This is a genomic window from Massilia sp. TWP1-3-3 (assembly GCF_049897805.1).
Taxonomy (GTDB): domain Bacteria; phylum Pseudomonadota; class Gammaproteobacteria; order Burkholderiales; family Burkholderiaceae_D; genus Telluria_A.
Window position 1 is genome coordinate 252698 of record NZ_JAFCWX010000001.1, and the last position, 18404, is coordinate 271101.

General features: G+C 62.9%; 14 protein-coding genes. 8 read left to right on the forward strand and 6 right to left on the reverse strand.

Annotated elements, in window-relative coordinates:
- Positions 1-86 precede the first annotated feature (86 nt).
- Positions 87-1991 (reverse strand): FAD/NAD(P)-binding protein, encoded by a 1905-nt coding sequence (locus ACP7D4_RS01155; RefSeq protein WP_426207559.1) that lies wholly within the window; start codon positions 1989-1991, stop codon positions 87-89.
- Between the two features lie 326 nt (positions 1992-2317).
- On the opposite strand from ACP7D4_RS01155, the gene ACP7D4_RS01160 reads away from it, so the two are divergent.
- The 6 genes from ACP7D4_RS01160 (at position 2318) to ACP7D4_RS01185 (ending at position 8533) form a co-directional block, all read left to right on the forward strand.
- Complete coding sequence (locus ACP7D4_RS01160; protein WP_426207560.1) at positions 2318-2809, forward strand: GspH/FimT family pseudopilin; 492 nt, start codon at positions 2318-2320, stop codon at positions 2807-2809.
- Positions 2794-3333 (forward strand): type IV pilus modification protein PilV, encoded by a 540-nt coding sequence (pilV, locus tag ACP7D4_RS01165; protein ID WP_426207561.1) that lies wholly within the window; start codon positions 2794-2796, stop codon positions 3331-3333. The genes ACP7D4_RS01160 and pilV overlap by 16 nt, the downstream gene beginning before the upstream one ends.
- On the forward strand, positions 3330-4058 hold the full coding sequence (locus ACP7D4_RS01170) for a PilW family protein (protein ID WP_426207562.1): 729 nt from the start codon (positions 3330-3332) through the stop codon (positions 4056-4058). Before pilV ends, ACP7D4_RS01170 begins: the two co-directional genes overlap by 4 nt.
- Before the next feature lies 1 nt (position 4059).
- The gene (locus ACP7D4_RS01175; RefSeq protein ID WP_426207563.1) at positions 4060-4605 is read left to right on the forward strand and encodes a pilus assembly PilX family protein; all 546 of its coding nucleotides are present in this window, start codon (positions 4060-4062) and stop codon (positions 4603-4605) included.
- 113 nt (positions 4606-4718) lie between these two features.
- A complete protein-coding gene (locus tag ACP7D4_RS01180; RefSeq protein ID WP_426207564.1) occupies positions 4719-8114 on the forward strand; it encodes a pilus assembly protein in 3396 nt (1131 codons plus the stop codon).
- Positions 8111-8533, forward strand: a complete 423-nt coding sequence (locus tag ACP7D4_RS01185; protein ID WP_426207565.1) for a type IV pilin protein — start codon at positions 8111-8113, stop codon at positions 8531-8533. The genes ACP7D4_RS01180 and ACP7D4_RS01185 overlap by 4 nt, the downstream gene beginning before the upstream one ends.
- A 156-nt stretch (positions 8534-8689) precedes the next feature.
- Here ACP7D4_RS01185 and ACP7D4_RS01190 read toward each other — a convergent pair whose 3' ends face one another.
- Genes ACP7D4_RS01190 through ACP7D4_RS01205 form a run of 4 tightly spaced genes read right to left on the reverse strand, consistent with a single transcriptional unit; the run spans position 8690 to position 15158 of the window.
- Positions 8690-11797: an efflux RND transporter permease subunit gene (locus tag ACP7D4_RS01190; RefSeq protein WP_426207566.1), complete on the reverse strand. Its 3108-nt coding sequence runs from the start codon at positions 11795-11797 to the stop codon at positions 8690-8692.
- Positions 11794-13017: an efflux RND transporter periplasmic adaptor subunit gene (locus ACP7D4_RS01195; RefSeq protein ID WP_426207567.1), complete on the reverse strand. Its 1224-nt coding sequence runs from the start codon at positions 13015-13017 to the stop codon at positions 11794-11796. The genes ACP7D4_RS01190 and ACP7D4_RS01195 overlap by 4 nt, the downstream gene beginning before the upstream one ends.
- 51 nt (positions 13018-13068) lie before the next feature.
- Positions 13069-14433: an ATP-binding protein gene (locus ACP7D4_RS01200; protein WP_426207568.1), complete on the reverse strand. Its 1365-nt coding sequence runs from the start codon at positions 14431-14433 to the stop codon at positions 13069-13071.
- Complete coding sequence (locus tag ACP7D4_RS01205) at positions 14430-15158, reverse strand: response regulator (protein WP_426101503.1); 729 nt, start codon at positions 15156-15158, stop codon at positions 14430-14432. The genes ACP7D4_RS01200 and ACP7D4_RS01205 overlap by 4 nt, the downstream gene beginning before the upstream one ends.
- Positions 15159-15330: 172 nt before the next feature.
- Between ACP7D4_RS01205 and ACP7D4_RS01210 the strand changes: the two genes are divergently transcribed.
- Together ACP7D4_RS01210 and ACP7D4_RS01215 are read left to right on the forward strand one after the other, a co-directional pair.
- On the forward strand, positions 15331-15780 hold the full coding sequence (locus ACP7D4_RS01210) for a Spy/CpxP family protein refolding chaperone (RefSeq protein ID WP_426207569.1): 450 nt from the start codon (positions 15331-15333) through the stop codon (positions 15778-15780).
- 174 nt (positions 15781-15954) lie between these two features.
- On the forward strand, positions 15955-16611 hold the full coding sequence (locus ACP7D4_RS01215; RefSeq protein WP_426101507.1) for a hypothetical protein: 657 nt from the start codon (positions 15955-15957) through the stop codon (positions 16609-16611).
- A 25-nt stretch (positions 16612-16636) separates the two neighbouring features.
- Here the strand turns inward: ACP7D4_RS01215 and dsbD are convergent, their stop codons facing one another.
- Complete coding sequence (dsbD, locus tag ACP7D4_RS01220; protein ID WP_426207570.1) at positions 16637-18385, reverse strand: protein-disulfide reductase DsbD; 1749 nt, start codon at positions 18383-18385, stop codon at positions 16637-16639.
- Positions 18386-18404 lie beyond the last annotated feature (19 nt).

Sequence of the window (18404 nt, forward strand, 5' to 3'; positions counted from 1 at the left end):
GCAAGCTTACAGGGTGTGGGTCTTGAAGGTTGTTACGGGATGTTTCCGGCGCGGGCGGCGCGGCTGCTGCTGCGGCGGCTGCCTGGCTACAGCAGGGCATCCTGGACCGCGCTGCCGGCGCGCGGCCGCGCCGGGGCGGGTGCGCCTTCGCGCCCGGTGATGCCGGCAAACAGTTCGCGCACGCAGCCATCGGCGTCCTGCACCTGGCGTTCGCCGGGCGTCTGGCGCTGGGGACGCGGCAACACCTGGGTAAAATAATGCGGTCCCTCGACCAGGCAGCCGCTGGCCCAGACATTCGGAATGACGCGCCCGGCCCGGCTGAGCGGATGCCCGGCCGCGTCGATGTCCAGCCCGCCAGGATGAAACGTGCCATTGTAGAAGGGACGCACGGTGCCGCGCTTGAGCAGGTTGCGCATGAAGTCGTCGTCATTGGTTTCCGGCGAAAATGCATCCATGCGGGCGATCACGAGCGCGTCCAGGCAGGTGACGTCGGTGCCCCCGCCGGTGCGCGTGTGCAGCGCAAAGCGCGACAATTCTTCGTCGATCCGCACCGCTGGATTGGGGCCGCTCGCCATGTCCAGCACGCCCGCCTCGATCAGTGCCAGCAGTTGCTCGTTGCGCGCCCCCGGCGGGCCATACGCCACCCGGTTGAACGCCGGATGATAGACACTGAGGTACTTGCGGTGCGAGGCGGCGCTCAAGCCGCCCTGCTCGACGGCATCGCGCAACACGTCGCGCGCGCCAGCCAGCGTGGCAGCGGCCGCCTTGGCCGGGCTGGCTGTGCTGCTGCGGCGCGCTTCGGACAAGTCGTCGGCGAGCAGGCAGGTCACAAACGTGGTGAACGCGGCGCCGCTGTCAAAGGTGCGCGCGCGCAGCGGGAACAGCAGCGCTTCAATGCCGGCCAGTTCGGCCGCGCCGGGCATGTACTGGGGACCCGGCGCAGTGCCGTCCTGGACGCAGCGCCAGGCGTAACCGAGTTCTTTCATCAGCAAGGGCAGCAGGTCGCGGTCGAAATCGAGCTGGGCGCTGGCGCGCGTTTGCACGGCGGCATGGCGCAGCGCGGCAAGCGCGTCGTGTGTGAAAAAACGCGGCGCGGCGCAGCTTCGCGCGCAGGCATCCGGTTCGGCGGCGCGCGCCAGCGCCGGCAGGCAACTGCGGGAAAACAGCAGCAGGCGCGGCTCATGGCCCGACGCTACGTAGCGCACGCCGCTGCCGGCGGCCACGAAGCGCCCGCCGCGACCCACCGTCAGCTCGGCCACCACGTCGTGCGCGGTCAAGCCCATGCCGGCGATGCCGACCCGGGCATCGCTGCCGAGCGCGGCCAGCTTACCCAGCGGATAAGGATGACGGATGTACACCAGCTTGCTGTTGTAGCGCGCATGGTCCTGGGCAAACTTGCGGCACCAGGCTTGCTCGTCGGTCAGGTTGCTGCGGCTGTGTCCACTGGCCAGGAACACGAAGTCGCTGTTGACCGAAAAGCCGCTGTCCAGTTCAACGACAAAATTGCCGTCCGGCTGCTGGAACATGTCGATGGCGCGGTGCCGCAGGTGCGTCAGCCTGACTGCCGGCGGCAGCGCGCTTGCCAGCGTACGGTAAGCCCAGGCCAGATAGCGCCCCAGCAGACAGCGGGGCAAAAACGCGTTGTCGTCGAGCGCCTCGCCTTCGGTGGCGTCCGGCGCCAGCTGGTGCACCTGCTCGCCGAAGCGGCGGTAACCCTGGGCGCGCGCCCACTCGGCCAGCGTGGCGCCCGCGCATGCACTGGGCAGTTCAACGGCGCCGGGTGCCGGGAAAATGCTCAGCAGACCAGCCTCGGTATTGCATAGCAGATGGGGCGGCAGGTGCACGCCGTGCACGCCGGGCCCGCATTCGCCCGGCTCGACCAGGTTGACCTGCAACAGGCAGGCGTTGGCGCGCGCAAACGCGGCCAGGCGTTCGAGGATGGACAGGCCGCGCGGCCCCATGCCGATGATCGTGACGCTGTAACGTTTCATGGTGTGCCCGCTGGTGTGGATTCACCTCTATGTTGGCAGGCCGGCCGGGTGCGGTGTTGTCATCAGTCAATTATTACTTGCGGAACAGGGAATCGGCTTGGTAGCGGCTTTCGACGGTTTGCATTGCTATGCGTCAAGTAGGCAACCTATACTCAAGGTCTTTATTTTGTCGCTCTCGTGAAATATTTCCTATTGTCAGCATTTTGTAAGCATTTCCTCAGGGTAATGCAAGCTTGGCTTGCTAGTATGGGAACTGCACGATCAGCCTACCGCCCTGGCAAACGCCAGCAGCGCCGGCGTCGAACCCACCACTTCGGGATAACTTTATGCAAAAGCAAGCCAGTGGATTTACGCTGATTGAATTAGTGGTAACCATGGTGATTATTGCCATTCTTGCGTCGATCTCTGCGCCCTCCTTTAATTCAATGATCATCGGCAACCGCTTGAGCGGCGAAATGAACGCCATCATCGGTGGCTTAAATATTGCGCGCAGCGAGGCACAAAAGCGCGGCACCACGGTGTCGGTCTGCGCGGGCACGGATATCGCCTGCGTCACCGACTGGTCCGCCGGCTGGGTGGTGTTGTTGGAAAGTGACCCTAAGGAACAACTGCTGGTGAGACCGACGCTGACCAGCGGCGATACGATCAGTGTGAGCTTGGCGTCGGAATATCCGCAATTCAACGCGGCCGGATACACTTTTTATACTGGGAAAATATTTCTGCGCGATAAATCCAACACAGCGTCGCTGACGCGCTGCATCATATTTAACGCTGGTTCGTGGGTCAGCAAAAAGGGGGCAGCATGTCCAACAACATGAATAAAGAACGTGGGTTTTCGATGCTGGAAGTGTTGGTGGCCATGGTCGTGATCATGGTCGGCGCGCTCGGCATCGCGGGTATGCAGTTGCTTGCCATTACCAGTACCGAGAATGCCCGGTACCAGAACGTGGCAACCATCCTTACCGGCAGCCTGAGCGCCGCCATGCAGGCCAACGTCGCCTATTGGGGCACGCCGCCGACCAAGGTCAGCGTGACTGGGACAACCATCACGGGCGGGCCGGCGGCGACTGCCAAAATCTGCGTTGGCCTGACGGTCGTGTGTGACAAGACTGAAATGGCGTCTTACGATTTGAAAACTTGGGTGGACGAGCTCGCCGTATTACCCGGGAGCAGCGCGGTCATCGTTTGTCCTGCTAACAAATCGCCGGCGATTTGCTCAATCACACTGACCTGGAGCGAAAAAAACGTATCGCTGCGCAACGCCGACAAAACCGAGACTGGCGATCTGGCGAGCGAACAAAGCCAGCCCCACACCTACCAAACCTTGGTGACCATACTATGAAGCGCGCTCAACAAGGTTTCGGACTGGTCGAGATGCTGATCTCGCTGACGATCGGCCTGGTCCTGCTGCTGGGCCTGAGCACGATCTTGATCTCCATGACGCGCACCGCCGAGCTGCGCGGAAAAATGGCCGAACTTCAGGGTGCTCAACGCATGGCACTAAGTTTGGCAGGCAATGCCTTGCGCTATGCCGGCGCGTTTCCGTATTCGCCATTGGACACTCCCGCTACCAGATTTCCCGCCGCCAGCCCATTCGGCGCAGGCCAGTCCCTGGTCGGCACCGAGGGCGGCACCAATTCGGATACGGTGAGCGTGCGTTTCGTTGCCAGCGCAACAACTACCTCTAGCCAGGGATGCTCGGCCAAGCTGGTTCCAGGCCACAGCTACACCGATGTCTTTAGCATCGTCAATGGCTACTTGCACTGCGACGAAACTGACACAACGGACAGCAAGACGATCAAAGTTGATCTGATTGCCGGCCTGACCAAGATGGACATCATGTATGGCGTCGACAAGCCCAAGGCCGGTGCCGATGAAACCAAGTCCGGTTCCGTCACGCAATACTTGAGCGCAACCGATGTCGCCTCGCCCAAGGATTATTGGGATGACGTAAAGACGGTAAAGCTCACGCTCACTTTCACCAATCCGCTGGCCAATGATCCGGGCAACCAGCAGCCGCCCACCGTCAGCATAACCCAAACTATTCCGCATGCAATTGGACTATGACATGAATCAAAACAAACAACGAGGGGTGGTTCTCATCACCAGTCTGGTCATCCTGGTCGTCATTTCCCTGCTCGCCTTGTACATGTTCGGCGGCTTCACCCAGGACGAAAAAATTTCGGGCAACACCCGCGAAAAAGCGCGCGCCGTCGATGCCGCTTTCGCGGCTCTCAACGATGCCCAGTTCTGGATGGGGCAACCGGATCACACCTACAAGGGGAACTGGATCACCGGGGTTCCCTGCTCGGCCATGAGCGCCACGCCTGTGATTTGCAGCAATGCGCTGGACAAGCCGACTACCCTGCCCTGGGCCTCGGGTTACACACCCACGCTCGACGGCATGACAGTCGATGCAGACGGTGGCACCGCCGGCACCTATGCTGCCAGCACCAAGTATCACATCGAATATATCGAAACCGTTGGGAAAACGCCGGGTTCGGCCATGTACCGGGTGACAGCGTCCGCGTCCGGGGGCAATGCAACGGCAGTGGCGGTGGAACAAGCCATCTTCCAGGTGTCCACCGATGCCGATGGCATTGACGGCGGCTGAGGCCTGGCGCAGCTATCACCAGAAAAATTGTTAGCGCGGACCGATGCGCTCTTGGAAAAATCGGGGCGCAGTGCAGTCGCTGGAACATTCGGCACTCAACGGAAGGATACACAATGTTAAAGAACATATGGATAGTCGCCCCGGCAACGATGGCAATGCTTTCCGGGAGCGCTAGTGGGCAGACGCTGGCCGAGGATTTTACCAAGGCGACCATCACCAATAACTGGGCCGTGAAAGGCACGCCGGGCGCATGCCTGACGGCCGGCACCCCCACCAACAACAGCCTGAGCGGGGCTGTCCCAGCCGCCGGGAAGCCCGATCCCACCAGTACCATCCCCGGCTGCAATCTGGGCACCGCCGCCGATGCCGTGGGTTCCGGCGCGCTGCGCCTGACTCCAGCCCTCACCAATCAGAATGGCGCCATTGTATGGAAGGACACTTTTCCTACGAAAAAGGGATTGCAAGTCACCTTTACCACCCATACCTACGGCGGTAGCACGGCAACCTCGCCCAACCCGGGTTTCCAGGGCGCCGACGGCATCTCCTTCTTTCTCATGGATGGTGCCGTAGCGCCGAATATTGGTGCGTGGGGTGGCAGCCTGGGTTACAGCTGCTCGAACGGCAACGGTAACGGCGACGGCCTGGAGGGCGCCTATCTTGGGCTGGGCATGGATGAATACGGCAACTTCCTCAACAGCGGCGACAATACCAATAGCGGGATCAATGTCGCTTCTTTGCCCACCAGCCCGAATGGTTACAACAGTTATGGCAGCGGGCTATACTTTCAGAGCAACCGGATCGGCTTACGTGGCGCCGGCAATATCAGTTGGGCTGCGCTGAGTAAAGCTTACCCGCTGTACTACGCGGCAGATGCCGATGCCGCCATGCGCGTGGACATGGTGAAGCGAACTTGCGCCAGTGGATTTCTCCACAAAGTGGTTAAAACGACTGTCTACACCTACGACAGGAAAGGTAATGTCACCGGTTCGTCAATCGTTACCAAGGTCGCACCCACCACTGAAACAGTGATGGATTACCCTGCGATCAAGGACGGGTATTGGGTACTGCCGGACAATAACCTGATCTCGAATGTCACTGCCAAGGTAAGAACCAAGGCCACGCCGATTACCTATCGGCTCATGATTACGCCGGCCGGCAATCTCAATTTCATGTACAGCTACAATGGCGGCAAGTACAAGTCGGTGCTGGCGAACCACCCGATCACCAAGGACAACGGTCCCTTGCCGGCGACGTTCCGCTTCGGCTTTGCCGCAGCAACGGGTGGCTCCACCAATATCCACGAGATTTCGTGCTTTGTGGCGGAACCGACGGAGTCGACCAGCAGCGCTGGTGCCAACACCGTTCAGGCCGGACAAGTGCGTACCGGAACCCAGGTCTACCTCGCCTCCTTCAATCCAAACAATTGGACCGGATCGCTGGTATCGGCCGACCTGAAGGTGAATACGGACGGAAGCGTCGTCGTTTCCAGCGACTACAACTGGGATTTGAACTGCAAGCTGACCGGCGGTCCGTGCGCGTCCATGGGTTCGACCAACGGGGTGCCGGATAATGACATTCCGATACAAACGCCGGCGACCCGTGCCCTGATTACCTACAACGGCACGTCGGGAGCTCCGCTCGTTTTGGCAAAGCTGTCCACTGCACAGCAAAACGTCTTGAAGTCAACCGATGGATTGCAACAGGCCCGCCTGGATTGGTTGCGCGGCGACCGTAACAAGGAACAAACGGCAACGCCAACCGCCGGCCCCCTGCGCGCACGGGGCGGCGTTCTTGGCGACATTATCGACTCCAGCCCGACATGGGTGGGACCACCATCACTGGCCTACGGTACTGGCATCAAGGACGCGCTGTACGGTGCAGGTACCGAATCGTCCTACACAGCTTTTGCCACCAGCATGGCACAGCGCACGCACGTCGTGTATGCCGGCAGTAATGATGGCTTCCTGCACGGCGCGCGCGCCGGCAGCAATGACGCGAAAGGCGCGTATGTCCAGACCAACAACGACGGCGCCGAACTCATTGCCTACATGCCCGCCAGCGTCCTGGCCGATTCAAAGGTCGTGGAACTGACCAGCCCTACCTATGGACACAATTACTATGTCGATGCAGCCCCGGGCACTGGCGACGTTTATTATGCCAACGCCTGGCATACCTGGCTTGTCGGCGGGCTTGGACCCGGCGGGAAAGAAATTTACGCGCTGGACGTGACCAATCCCACGGCAACAGCCGGCCCAGGCTCCGTCGGTTTTTCCGAAGCGAACGCTGCCAATATCGTGAAAGGCTCCTGGAACGACACGACCCTGGCCAACCTTGGCAACACCTATGGCACGCCACTGGTGCGCCGCATGCACAACGGCCAATGGGCGATCATTTTTGGTAACGGCATCGGCAATGCCAACTATGTGGGCGGCATTTACATCGGTTTGATCAACCCGTCGGACGGGGCGGTGACGTTTCAATGGATCAGTACCGATACAGGTGATGTCAAAACGCCAAATGGCATCACCAACGTTGCGTCGGCTGATCTGGACGGGGACCGTGTTATCGACTACCTGTATGCGGGCGACTTGTTGGGCAATGTGTGGCGAATTGACGTTACCAGCCAAAAGCCCGTCGATTGGGCCGTCTCGACCTACGGCCAGACATCGCCAACCCCGCTATTTGTCGCCACGGATGGCACCAAGGTGCAGCCCATCACCACCAAGATCGCGGTCGCAGCAGTGCTTACGGGTGGAACACGCCGTGTAGTGTTGGGCTTGGGCACGGGACGGATGACGCCCTTCACCGATACCCTGGCCCCTTCTTATGCCGGAGGCGTTCAAACCATCTACGGCCTGTGGGACTGGGACATGGACGCATGGAACTCGGGCACGACGACCGTTGTCGGTAAGGTTGTCATTCCTGCGTCGAACAATGATTTTGCTTCGCTGACCAAGCCAGTTGCCGCACCTTTCCGCACGTTCACCAGAAGCGATCTCTACAGCGATGTGTTGGCAGCCTCAAGCTCGGACACCCAGCGTGAGCTTGCCATCGCCAAGGTCTGCTGGTTCGGCAGTTCTTCCTGCTCACTCGGCAATACGCAGTATGGATGGCGCTTTGACCTTCCGGAAACGGGAGAACAGCTCATCTACAATCCAATTTTCACGGATGGTGTATTGCTTGTGAACACGACAATTCCGCCGGTCAGTACGCCGGGGCAATGTACACCCGTGTTGCCATCAGGCTGGACAATGGCATTCAGGATGGATTCGGGCGGCGGCGCGAAGGACAATTTGTTTCCGGATCAAAATGGCAGCTTGGTGGTTCCGACTGGCCACAAATCAATCGTAGGGATCAAGAAAAAAGCAGTGGGTACTTCCTTTCTTGTTACCGTTGGCAGCAAGCGCTATGCTGTCAATGAAACCATTGAAGGCATTCCGACCGTAGACCTGTTCAACCCGCAAGGCGGGCTTGTCGTTAAACGTATATCAGTGGAGCAACTGCGATGAACCGCGTCCGAGGTTTTACGCTCATCGAATTAATGGTCGTCGTCGCCATCATCGGGATCCTGTCGGCCATTGCGATACCAAGTTACACCGCTTACGTGCTCAAGGCGCGTCGGGCTGGCGCCGTCACTGCCATCCTGGACCTTGCGTCCCGGCAGGCGCGCTACTACACGATTAATAATGCCTACACCACCGACATGAAAAAGCTGGGGTACTCTGCCGATCCAATGCCGATCGACAATGCATCAAAGCGATTTTACGACCTCAGCGTGACGAAAGGCGATGCGACAGAGTTTGGCCTGAAGGCTGCGCCGTATGGCAACCAGACCAAGGATGTGTGCGGCGACTTCACGTACACCGAACTTGGGAGAAGGGACATCACCGGAGCCAAAGGCTCGATCAGCGAGTGCTGGAAGCAGTAATTTTGTGTTGTAGCAATCCGGCTTGGCCGGCGCCGGATGCGCGTGGTGATGCGCGCATCCGGCGCGAGCCAATCCGGCTTGGCCGGCGCCGGATGCGCGTGGTGATGCGCGCATCCGGCGCGAGCCCGCCGTCAAGACCCATCTCTTACTTCCCCATTAATTGTCCCGCAGCGCTCCAGGCGCCGTCGCGCCCGCCAGATGCGCGTCATCCATCGGTCCGCTGCCGCTGTACTTGTCCAAATACAGATAAATCACGGGCGTGATATACAGCGTAATGACTTGCGAAAACAACAGGCCGCCCACCACGGCCAGGCCCAGCGGCTGACGCAGTTCCGCGCCGGCGCCCAGACCCAGCGCGATCGGCAGCGCGCCCATCAGCGCGGCCAGCGTGGTCATCATGATGGGCCGAAACCGCAGGATGCAGGCCTGGCGGATCGCCTCATGCGGCGCCATGCCCTCGTTGCGCTGCGCGTGCAGCGCAAAATCGATCATCATGATCGCGTTTTTCTTGACGATCCCGATCAGCATCAGGATGCCGATGATGGCGATCATCGTCAGGTCCATGCCGAACAGGCGCAGCGTCAGCAAGGCGCCCACCGCCGCCGACGGCAGCCCGGCCAGAATAGTCAGCGGATGGATAAAGCTTTCGTACAGCACGCCGAGCAGCACATAGATCACGCCCAGGGCAGCGACAATCAGAATCACCTGCGAGGATTGCGAATCCTGGAACACTGCGGCGTCGCCACCGTACTTGGTGATCACGGAGGCCGGCAGCTTCATCTGCACGCCCATCTTGTCGATCTTGGCCGTGGCCGCGCCCAGCGGCACGTCCGGCGCCAGGTTGAACGAGAGCGTGATGGCTTGCAATTGCCCCTGGTGGTTGACCGAGGTCGGCCCGACGGTGCGCTCGACGCTGGCAAAACTGCCCAGCTGCACCAGTTGGCCGGCCTTGCTGCGCACCGACACGCGCGTGAGCGCGTCTTCCGACTGGCGATCGGCGGCGGCAGCCTCCAGGATCACGTTGTAGCTGGCCGCGGCCGAGTAGATGGTCGAGACCTGGCGCTCGCCAAAGGCGGCGTACAGCGCGGTGCGCACGTCGGCCAGTTGCACGCCCATCGCATTGGCCTTGTCGCGGTCGATGCGCAAGGTCGCTTGCAGGCCGCGGTTTTGCGAGTCGCTGGTGACGTCGCGGAAATCCGGATCGGCGCGCAGCTGCTCGAGGTATTTGTTGGCCCATTCGCCCAGCGCGTCCGAGCTCACGCTTTGCAGCGTGTACTGGTAGCGGCTCTTGCTGGGCCGTCCGCCCAGCTGCAGGTTCTGGATCGGCGACAAAAACACCGACACGCCGGCGATCTGGCGGGTCGACTTGCGCAGGCGGTCGACCACGACCGGCATCTTGTCGCGTTCGGTGCGCGGCTTGAGCGCAATGAAGCCGCGCCCGCTGTTGCCGCCGCCCGAAAACGACGTCACATCCTGCACATCGCGGTCGGCGCGCACCACTTCCACCACTTTCTGCTGCAGCGCGAACATGGCCTCGGTCGAGGTGTCTTCGGCCGCTTCCACCGTCATCCGCATCTGCCCCAGGTCTTCCTCGGGGAAGAAGCCTTTCGGAATCGTCATGAACAGCCAGACGGTTGCCACCAGCGTGGCCAGCAACACCATCAGCACCACGAAGCGGTGCAGCAGCGCCCAGTCGAGCGTGCGCGTGTAGCCGCCCCGCACGCGCTCGAAACCGGCTTCGAAGTGGCGCCCGATGAAGCTCTTTTCGCCCTCCCCCGTTGCCACGTGCGGCGGCAGCAGTCGGCTGGCCAGCATCGGCACCAGCGTGAGCGACACCAGCGCCGAGACAATTACGGCCAGGCCGACGATGACGGCAAATTCATGGAACAGCAAACCGATCACGCCCGGCATGAAAAAGATCGGAATGAACACGGCCACCAGCGAAATGGAAATCGAGACGATGGTAAAACCCATTTCGCGCGAACCGACCAGCGCCGCATCCACCGGCTTTTTGCCCATCTCGATATGGCGCACGATATTTTCCAGCACCACGATGGCGTCGTCCACCACCAGTCCAACGGCCAGCGTGATGCCCAGCAGCGAAACGTTGTCCAGGCTGTAGCCAAAGGCGTACAGCAGCGACAAGGCGCCCAGCAGCGAGATCGGCATCGTCACTGCGGGAATGAAGGTGGCGGCGGCGCGGTGCAGGAACAAAAAGATCACCAGCACCACCAGCGCCACGGTCAGCGCCAGCGTCAGGTTGACGTCGTGGATCGCTTCGCGGATCGACACCGAGCGGTCGTTGACCAGGTTGATCTTGATCGAGGCCGGCACCTGGGCCTGGAAGCGCGGCAGCAGCTTGCGCACCGCATCCACCACCTGCACCGTGTTGGCGTTGGGCTGGCGCTGCACCAGCAATACGATCGCGCGCTCGCCGTTGTAGCTGCCGGCCGTCTTGACCGACTGGTAGCTGTCTTCGACCACGGCCACGTCGCGCAGGCGCACCGGCTCGCCATTGCGGGTGGCCACGATCAGTTCCGAAAACGCGGCCGCGTTCATCAACTGGGGATTGCCCTGGATCGTCATGGTCTGGCTGGGGCCGTCGATCACGCCCAATGGCGCGTTCGAGTTGGCCGCCCGCAGCGCGAGGGCCAGTTCGTCCATCGACAGGTCGCGCGCCTGCATCAGGTCCGCCTTGGCGCGCACCCGCACCGCAAAGCGCTTCTGGCCATTCACGGACACTTGCGCCACACCGGGCAGCGTCGACAGGCTGGGCGCGATCAGGTTTTCCGCGTAGTCGTTCAGTTCCGACAAATTCATCGACGGCGACGTCATGGCCATGAACAGCACCGGCGCGTCGGCCGGGTTGACCTTGCGATAGGACGGCAACTCCGTCATCTCTTGCGGCAGCTGGCGCTGGGCGCCCAGCAGCGCGGCCTGGACATCGATGGCGGCCACGTTGACGTCGATGCTGGGATCAAATTCGAGCGTGAGCGAAGTCGAACCCTGGGTGCTGGTGGAGGTGATCAGGCTGATGCCGGAAATGGTCGAAAACTGCTTTTCAAGCGGCAGCGCGACCGACGAAGCCATGGTTTCGGGACTGGCGCCGGACAGGTTGGCCGACACATTGATGACCGGCGTGTTATAGCTTGGCAGCGCCGCGACCGGAATGCGCAGGTAGGCCAGCACCCCCACCAGCACCAGGCTGAGCGAGAGCAGGATCACCATCACGGGACGGCGGATACACAGTTCTGACAGAGTCATTTCGGCTCCGCCTTGGCGGCGCGCCGGCCTTGGCTCTTGTCTTTGCCCTTGTCTTGGCCCTTGCCTTCGCCGCCAGCGCTGGCGCTGGCGCTGGCCAGGCGTACCTTGCCGCCCGGGCGCAAATTCTGCTTGCCTTCGGTGATGACCTTCTCCCCGCCGGCCAGGCCCGTGACGACCGCCTCCAGGCCAAAGCTGTGCACGCGCGTGACCGGCACCGCTTGCGCCTTGTCGTCGGCGTCGACCACGTACACCGAGGTGCCGCGCGTGCTGGTGATGATGGCGGCCTGGGGAATCACGATCGCGTCCTTGAGGATGCGCACAGTCACCTGCGCGTTGGCGTACTGGCCGGGCCACAGCAGCGTGTCGCGGTTGTCGAAGCGTGCCTTGACGCGGATGGTGCCGGCCTTCGGGTCGACCGTGTTGTCGATAAAGGAGAGCTTGCCGACCACGGGAGCGGCGCCGCCGGTGTTCGCCTCGACTGCCACGGCGCCTGCACGCTGCGCGGCCAGCAGGTCGGCCAGCGCCGACTCGGGCAGCGTAAAGGCGACGTCGACCGGATCGAGCTGGGTGACGGTGGTCAGCGACGTGGCCGGCTGCACCAGGCTGCCCGGGAATACATTGATGGCGCCGACCCGACCTGCCATCGGCGCGCGGATCGCACTGTAGCTGGCGGCCACGCGTTCGGCCTGCAGCGTGGCCGCGCCCGCACCGATGCCGGCACGCGCCGCTTCGACCTGGCTGCGCAGCGTGTCGAGCGCGCTGCTGGCGATGAACTTTTGCTGGTACAGTTCTTCGCTGCGCTTGTACTGGCGCTCGAGGTCGGCCAGCGCGGCGCGCTCGCGCGCAATGCCGGCTTGCGCCTTGTCGACGTTGGCGCGGTCGGCGCGGTCGTCCAGCGAAAACATCAATGTTCCGGCCTTGACGAACTGGCCTTCCTTGATATGCACGGTGCGGATGGTGCTGGTGGTCTGCGGATGCAGGTCGACGCTGCTGACCGGCGTGACGCTGCCGCTGGCCTGCAGCACCACCGGTACGTCGCGCTTGACCGGGGTGACGACATTGACGACCGTCGGCATCTGGCCGCCCTTGCCACCTTTTTCACCCTTCTCCCCGCCGGCCGCAGTGGCAGGCGGCGCGTCGGCGCGGGTGAAGTGCCAGGCGGCGCCGGCGGCTAAGGCGGCGGCAAGGACGAGGACGATGGCGGTCTTGTTGTTTTTCATGGGTGTGATGGCCGCTCTGGCGGCGGCGCTGAACTCTCTGGTAAGTGGAATTTATTTTCTGGTGTAGTACTCGGGCAGTACCAGTGTGACTTCAAGGCCGCCGTCGGGATGGTTGCACAGGCTGATGGAGCCGCCGTGCTGCTCGGCGATGTTGCGCGCGATGGTCAGCCCCAGGCCGGTGCCGCCCGACTCGCGCGAACGCGACAACTCGACCCGGTAGAACGGCTCGAACACGCGCGCTTGCTCGATCGGGGCGATGCCGGGTCCGTTGTCGCGAATCCGGATGCGCGCTGCGCCGCCGGCACTGTCGACCGTGACCACCGCCTTCTTGCCGTACTTGACGGCGTTGTCGATCAGGTTGACCAGGCAGCGCCGCAAGGCCATCGGCCGGCCCATCAGCGCGCGGTTGGCGCTGCCGATGACTTCGACCTGCTGGCCGGCATCGGTGGCGTCGCAGCACACGCTGCCCAGCAGCGAATCGAGGTCGAGCGGCTGCATCGTTTCAGTGGTGTCCATCGAGCGCGCCAGGTCCAGCCCTTCGCGCACCATTGCCTGCATCGCCGACAGGTCGTCAACGAGGCGCTGCTGCAATTCGTTGTCGCCCACTTTCTCCAGCCGCAAGCGCATCCGCGTGAGCGGTGTTTGCAGGTCGTGCGTGATGGCCGCCAGCATTTGCGTGCGCTGGAAAATGTGCTGGCGAATGCGCGCCTGCATGGCGTTGAAGGCGGCGCTGGCCTGCCGGATTTCGCTCGCGCCGGCCAGCGCGAGCGGCGGATGGTTGATGTCGTTGCCCAGGTCCTTGGCCGCCTGCGCCAGCTGCTTGAGGGGGCGCGTAGTCATGCGCGCAACCAGGTAGGCGAGCGCGGTGACGCTGACCAGGAATACGGCGAACACAATGCGATAGTCCGACTGCTCGCCTTCGAGCGAGGAGGCCGGCGGCAGGATCAGCAGGCGCAGCATTTCGCCGTCGCGCATGCGCACATTGATGCTCTCGCACACCCCCGGCCAGATCCGTTCGGTGGGCCAGAACAGGCTGTACTGCAGGCGCGGCACGTTGCAGGCGGCGGGCCGCTCGGCCAGCGTCTGCAGCTGGTAGTGCGCGCCGATGCGCGCGGCCAGCGCCGCGGTGAACTTGGAGGGCGCGCGCGCCAGCCTGGCCGGCGCGTCGGGTTCCTCGAGCCGGATGCCGGGCCGGTTTGCCGAAAGCAGGTAGGCGGCGCGCGCCGACGAAGGCACGATTTCGGCCGAGTAGATCAGCTGTTCGGAACGCTCGAGCGCGGCGTTGTCGCGGTAGTCCTGGAACCAGCGGTACTGCTGCTCTTCGACCAGCACCTCGGCCAGAATGGCGGAAACGACGGTGCCAAAAAACAGGGTCAGGAACACGCGCCCGGTCATCGAACCCAGAAAAGCCTTCACGCCGGCGGCTCCACGGTGACCTGGCCGGCCAGCACGTAGCCGCCGTTGCGCACGGTCTTGATAATTTGCGGCAGGCGCGCGTCTTCGCCCAGCTTTTGGCGCAAGCGGCTGATCTGGATGTCGACCGAGCGGTCGAACGGATCGGCGTCGCGCCCCTGCGTGAGGTTGAGCAGCTGGTCGCGGTTGAGCACGCGGTTGGGGTGTTCGAGGAACACGCGCAACAGGCGAAATTCGGCGCCCGACAGCATGATGACGATGCCTTCGGGATTGAGCAGGTGGCGCGCCGTCAAGTCCAGCGTCCAGCCTGAAAAGCGCATTCGCTGGGCGTGATCGAGCGGGGTGTTCGATGGCATTGCATGGCTGCGGCGCAGCACGCTCCTGATGCGCGCGAGCAGCTCGCGCGGCTCGAACGGCTTGGGCAGGTAATCGTCGGCGCCCATTTCCAGGCCCAGGATGCGGTCCAGCGGCTCGTTGCGGGCGGTGAGCATGATGACCGGCAGCGAAGACGTGGCGCGCAGCTTGCGGCACAGCGTCAGGCCGTCGTCGCCGGGCAAGTTCAAATCGAGCACGATCAGCTCGGGCCTGGCCTCGTCGAGCACCTTCCACATGCCGGTGCCGTCGGCCGCGCTCAGCGCCCGGTAGCCGTTCGCTTCGAGATAGTCGGCCAGCAGCGAACGGATGTCGCGGTCGTCGTCGACGATCAGAATGGTAGAAGGATTATCCATGCTCGCAATTATGTCCACTTACCGGCGCCGTGAATAGCGACTTTGTATCGTTGTGTATATACCAAAGGGACCGAAACAAATCGATACAAACTCGTCGGCTGGCGACATGCCGCGCTTACATCTGCGGCGCAGCATGAAGTTGCACCTCGCACATTTCACACAGAGGATCTATATGAACACCCTGCGCAAAAGCATCCTCATCGGCATGACGGTATTCGGACTGGGCGGCACCACGCTGGCGGTCCAGGCTAGCGACGCCCCGACCACGAAACACGAACAAAGGCAGGCCAAATGGGGCGAGCACGCCGCCGCGCGCGAACAGAAGCTGCATGACGCGCTGAAGCTGACGCCGGCCCAGGCCGGCGCCTGGACCACTTACGCGGCGGCGGTCAAGCCGGCCGCAGGCAAGGAACGGGGCGAACGCGGTGCATGGAAGAGCATGCCCGCGCCCGAACGCATGGAAAAAGGCGTCGAGATGGCCAAGCAGCACCTGGCGACGATGGAAACGCGCCTGGCCGCCACCACCGCGTTCTACGGCGTGCTGACGGCGGAGCAAAAGGCGCTGTTCGACGCGAACAGCATGCATCACCGCCGCCACGGCGGGCATGGCATGCACGGTTGATACCCTGCTGCGGCAACCGGCAGGAAGGCGCTTCGGCGCCTTTTTGCATTGGCTGATTGTATAGACATTGTAACTAAATGCAATGTACGTACCGATAGAACTGGACCGGTGATTTACGCTAGGTGTATGCTTAATTTATCTTAGCGGCAAGATCTTGTAATCATTGGGAATAGTATGGACAAGCACATCTACGACAAAACCGACAAGGGCCGCGAGGAAATCGCCACGCGCAAATACCATATCCCCGCCAAGCTGCGTTCCGTGCTGCTCATGGTCGACGGACATCGTCCGCTGGAAGTGCTGATGAAAAACTTCGGGCCGCTGGGATTGGCGCTCGATCATATCAACGAATTGCTCAAGGACGAGTACATCGTCCTAGTCGACGCCGGTGCGCCCGAGACGGTAGCGGAGGCGGAACACGCCAAGGACCACGGGCCGTCGGCGCGCGCGCGCATGGCGGCGCGGCGCGAGGCGGCGCGGCGCGAGGCGTCGGGACGCTCGCACAGCCATGAGGATGTAGTACATGCGGCTGCCGGCGACTCGCCTGGCGGCAGTGCGGCTGGCGCAGGGCCCGAGGGAATGTCCACTGCCGAGCGCCATGTCGCCTTGAACGAGTTTTATACCCAGACCATCAAGAGCACGCTCGGGCTGCGCGGCATGATGCTGCAATTGAAAGTGGAACGATGCGCGGGAATCGACGACTTCCGTCAACTGCGCGACGTCTACCTGGAAGCGGTGCTCAAGGCCAAGGGCCGCGAAATGGCATTGAGCCTGTCGGGCCGCCTCGATCAATTGCTGGGCATCGAGCAGGCTGAAAAAGCCCTGTCCTGAAAGCCTTTCCTAACAAGCCATTCCCCTAGTTCAATTTCAGCAGCGACGTCGTGAACTTTTGCGCGTCCTGGTAGCCGACCACGCGGCTGTCGGCAATTTCGGCGCCCTGCGCGTCGAACAGGATGATCCCCGGCGGCCCGAACAGGCCGAAGCGCTTGAGCATCGCCTTGTCGTCGGCATCGTTGGCCGTCACGTCGACCTGAAACAGCAGCGTATTGGCCAGCCGTGCCTGGACGTTCGGATCGGTGAAGGTCAGCTTTTCCATTTCCTTGCACGATACGCACCAGTCGGCGTAAAAATCGAGCATCACGGTCTTGCCGCCCGTGGCAGCGAGCGCGGCGTCGAGCTGCGCCACGGTCTTGATGCGCTTGAAGGCCAGGCCTGCATGGTGCTTGCCGGTGATGTGCGCGAGCGGCGCCAAGGCGTCGCGCCCGCCGGTGGCGACGCCCGTCAGTTCCAGCGCGCCCAGCAGCGCGAACAGCGCGCCGAGCGTCATGCGCACCCAGTGGCCCCGGCCGCGCAGCAGGTGAAAGCCGTAGGCGAGAAACAGCACGCTCCAGGCCACCATCGGCAGCACCGGCGGCAGCACGGGCGCCACCATCCACACCGCCATCGCCAGCATCAGCACGCCGAACAGTTTTTTTACGCCGTCCATCCAGGCGCCCGCGCGCGGCAGCAGGGAGCCGGCCGACAGGCCGACCAGCAGCAGCGGAATGCTCATTCCCACCGCCATCGCAAACAGCGCGGCGCCGCCGATGACGACGTCGCGCGTCTGGCTGATGTAGACCAGGGCGCCGGCCAGGGGCGCGGCCACGCAAGGCCCCACGATCAGGGCAGAAATTGCGCCCATGATGAACACCCCCGCCAGCTTGCCGCCGGACTGGCGCGACGACGTGTTGACCAGCCGGTTTTGCCAAGCCAGCGGCAGCTGCAGCTGGTAGTGGCCGAACATCGACAGCGACATGCCGACGATCAGGAGCGCAAAGGCGCCCAGCACCCACGGATTTTGCAGCGCCGCGGCCAGGCCTTCGCCAACCAGGCCGGCGGCCACGCCGAGGGCCGTGTAGACGATCGCCATGCCCAGCGAATAGGTGAGCGCGAGCGTAAAGCCGCGCGCGCGCTTGACCTGCGCGCCCTCGCCCACGATGATCGACGCGAGGATCGGCACCATCGGCAGCACGCAGGGCGTGAATGCCAGGCCCAGGCCGAGCAGGATAAAGGCCGGGACGATCACGAGCAGCTTGCCGCCACCGAGCACTGACGCGATGCCGGTCAGTTCGGACGGCGCGGCGGGGGCACTGACGCCATCGGCCGGCGCCAATGCCTGGCCGGCGCCAGGCAAGGCGCCCACCAGGCGCGCGCTGGCGTCTTGCGGCGCGTAGCACAGGCCGGCGTCGGCGCAGCCTTGCGAGCTGGCCATCAGCGTGAACATGCCGTTGGCGCGCACGGGAATGGTAATCGTGACGCTCTTGCGGTAGGTTTCGACGTTCTTCATGAACGTTTCGTCGTACTTTACCTTGCCGTACGGAATGCGCGGCTCGCCCAGCGTGGCGCCGGTGGCGGTAAACTTGAGGCGTTCGCGGTACATATAGTAGCCGTCGGCGATGTCGTAGGTGACGGCCACGGTCTGCGGGTCGAGCATGCGCGCCGAAAACTTGAAGGCCGCTTCCGGATCGAGATAGTCGTCGGCCGCGAGCGTCGGCGCGGCCGCCAGCAGCAGCGAGCAGGCCAGCAGCAGCCACGCGAGCGCAGCCTTGAGGGTGGAACGGTACATGACTTCCTTTCGCGAAACC

Bases quoted from the DNA above. Each gene is read 5' to 3' on its own strand.
- ACP7D4_RS01195 (WP_426207567.1), bottom strand. From the start codon at position 13,017: ATGAAAAACAACAAGACCGCCATCGTCCTCGTCCTTGCCGCCGCCTTA.
- ACP7D4_RS01155 (WP_426207559.1), bottom strand. From the start codon at position 1,991: ATGAAACGTTACAGCGTCACGATCATCGGCATGGGGCCGCGCGGCCTG.
- ACP7D4_RS01205 (WP_426101503.1), bottom strand. From the start codon at position 15,158: ATGGATAATCCTTCTACCATTCTGATCGTCGACGACGACCGCGACATC.
- ACP7D4_RS01180 (WP_426207564.1), top strand. From the start codon at position 4,719: ATGTTAAAGAACATATGGATAGTCGCCCCGGCAACGATGGCAATGCTT.
- ACP7D4_RS01210 (WP_426207569.1), top strand. From the start codon at position 15,331: ATGAACACCCTGCGCAAAAGCATCCTCATCGGCATGACGGTATTCGGA.
- ACP7D4_RS01185 (WP_426207565.1), top strand. From the start codon at position 8,111: ATGAACCGCGTCCGAGGTTTTACGCTCATCGAATTAATGGTCGTCGTC.
- pilV (WP_426207561.1), top strand. From the start codon at position 2,794: ATGTCCAACAACATGAATAAAGAACGTGGGTTTTCGATGCTGGAAGTG.
- dsbD (WP_426207570.1), bottom strand. From the start codon at position 18,385: ATGTACCGTTCCACCCTCAAGGCTGCGCTCGCGTGGCTGCTGCTGGCC.
- ACP7D4_RS01190 (WP_426207566.1), bottom strand. From the start codon at position 11,797: ATGACTCTGTCAGAACTGTGTATCCGCCGTCCCGTGATGGTGATCCTG.
- ACP7D4_RS01170 (WP_426207562.1), top strand. From the start codon at position 3,330: ATGAAGCGCGCTCAACAAGGTTTCGGACTGGTCGAGATGCTGATCTCG.
- ACP7D4_RS01175 (WP_426207563.1), top strand. From the start codon at position 4,060: ATGAATCAAAACAAACAACGAGGGGTGGTTCTCATCACCAGTCTGGTC.
- ACP7D4_RS01215 (WP_426101507.1), top strand. From the start codon at position 15,955: ATGGACAAGCACATCTACGACAAAACCGACAAGGGCCGCGAGGAAATC.
- ACP7D4_RS01160 (WP_426207560.1), top strand. From the start codon at position 2,318: ATGCAAAAGCAAGCCAGTGGATTTACGCTGATTGAATTAGTGGTAACC.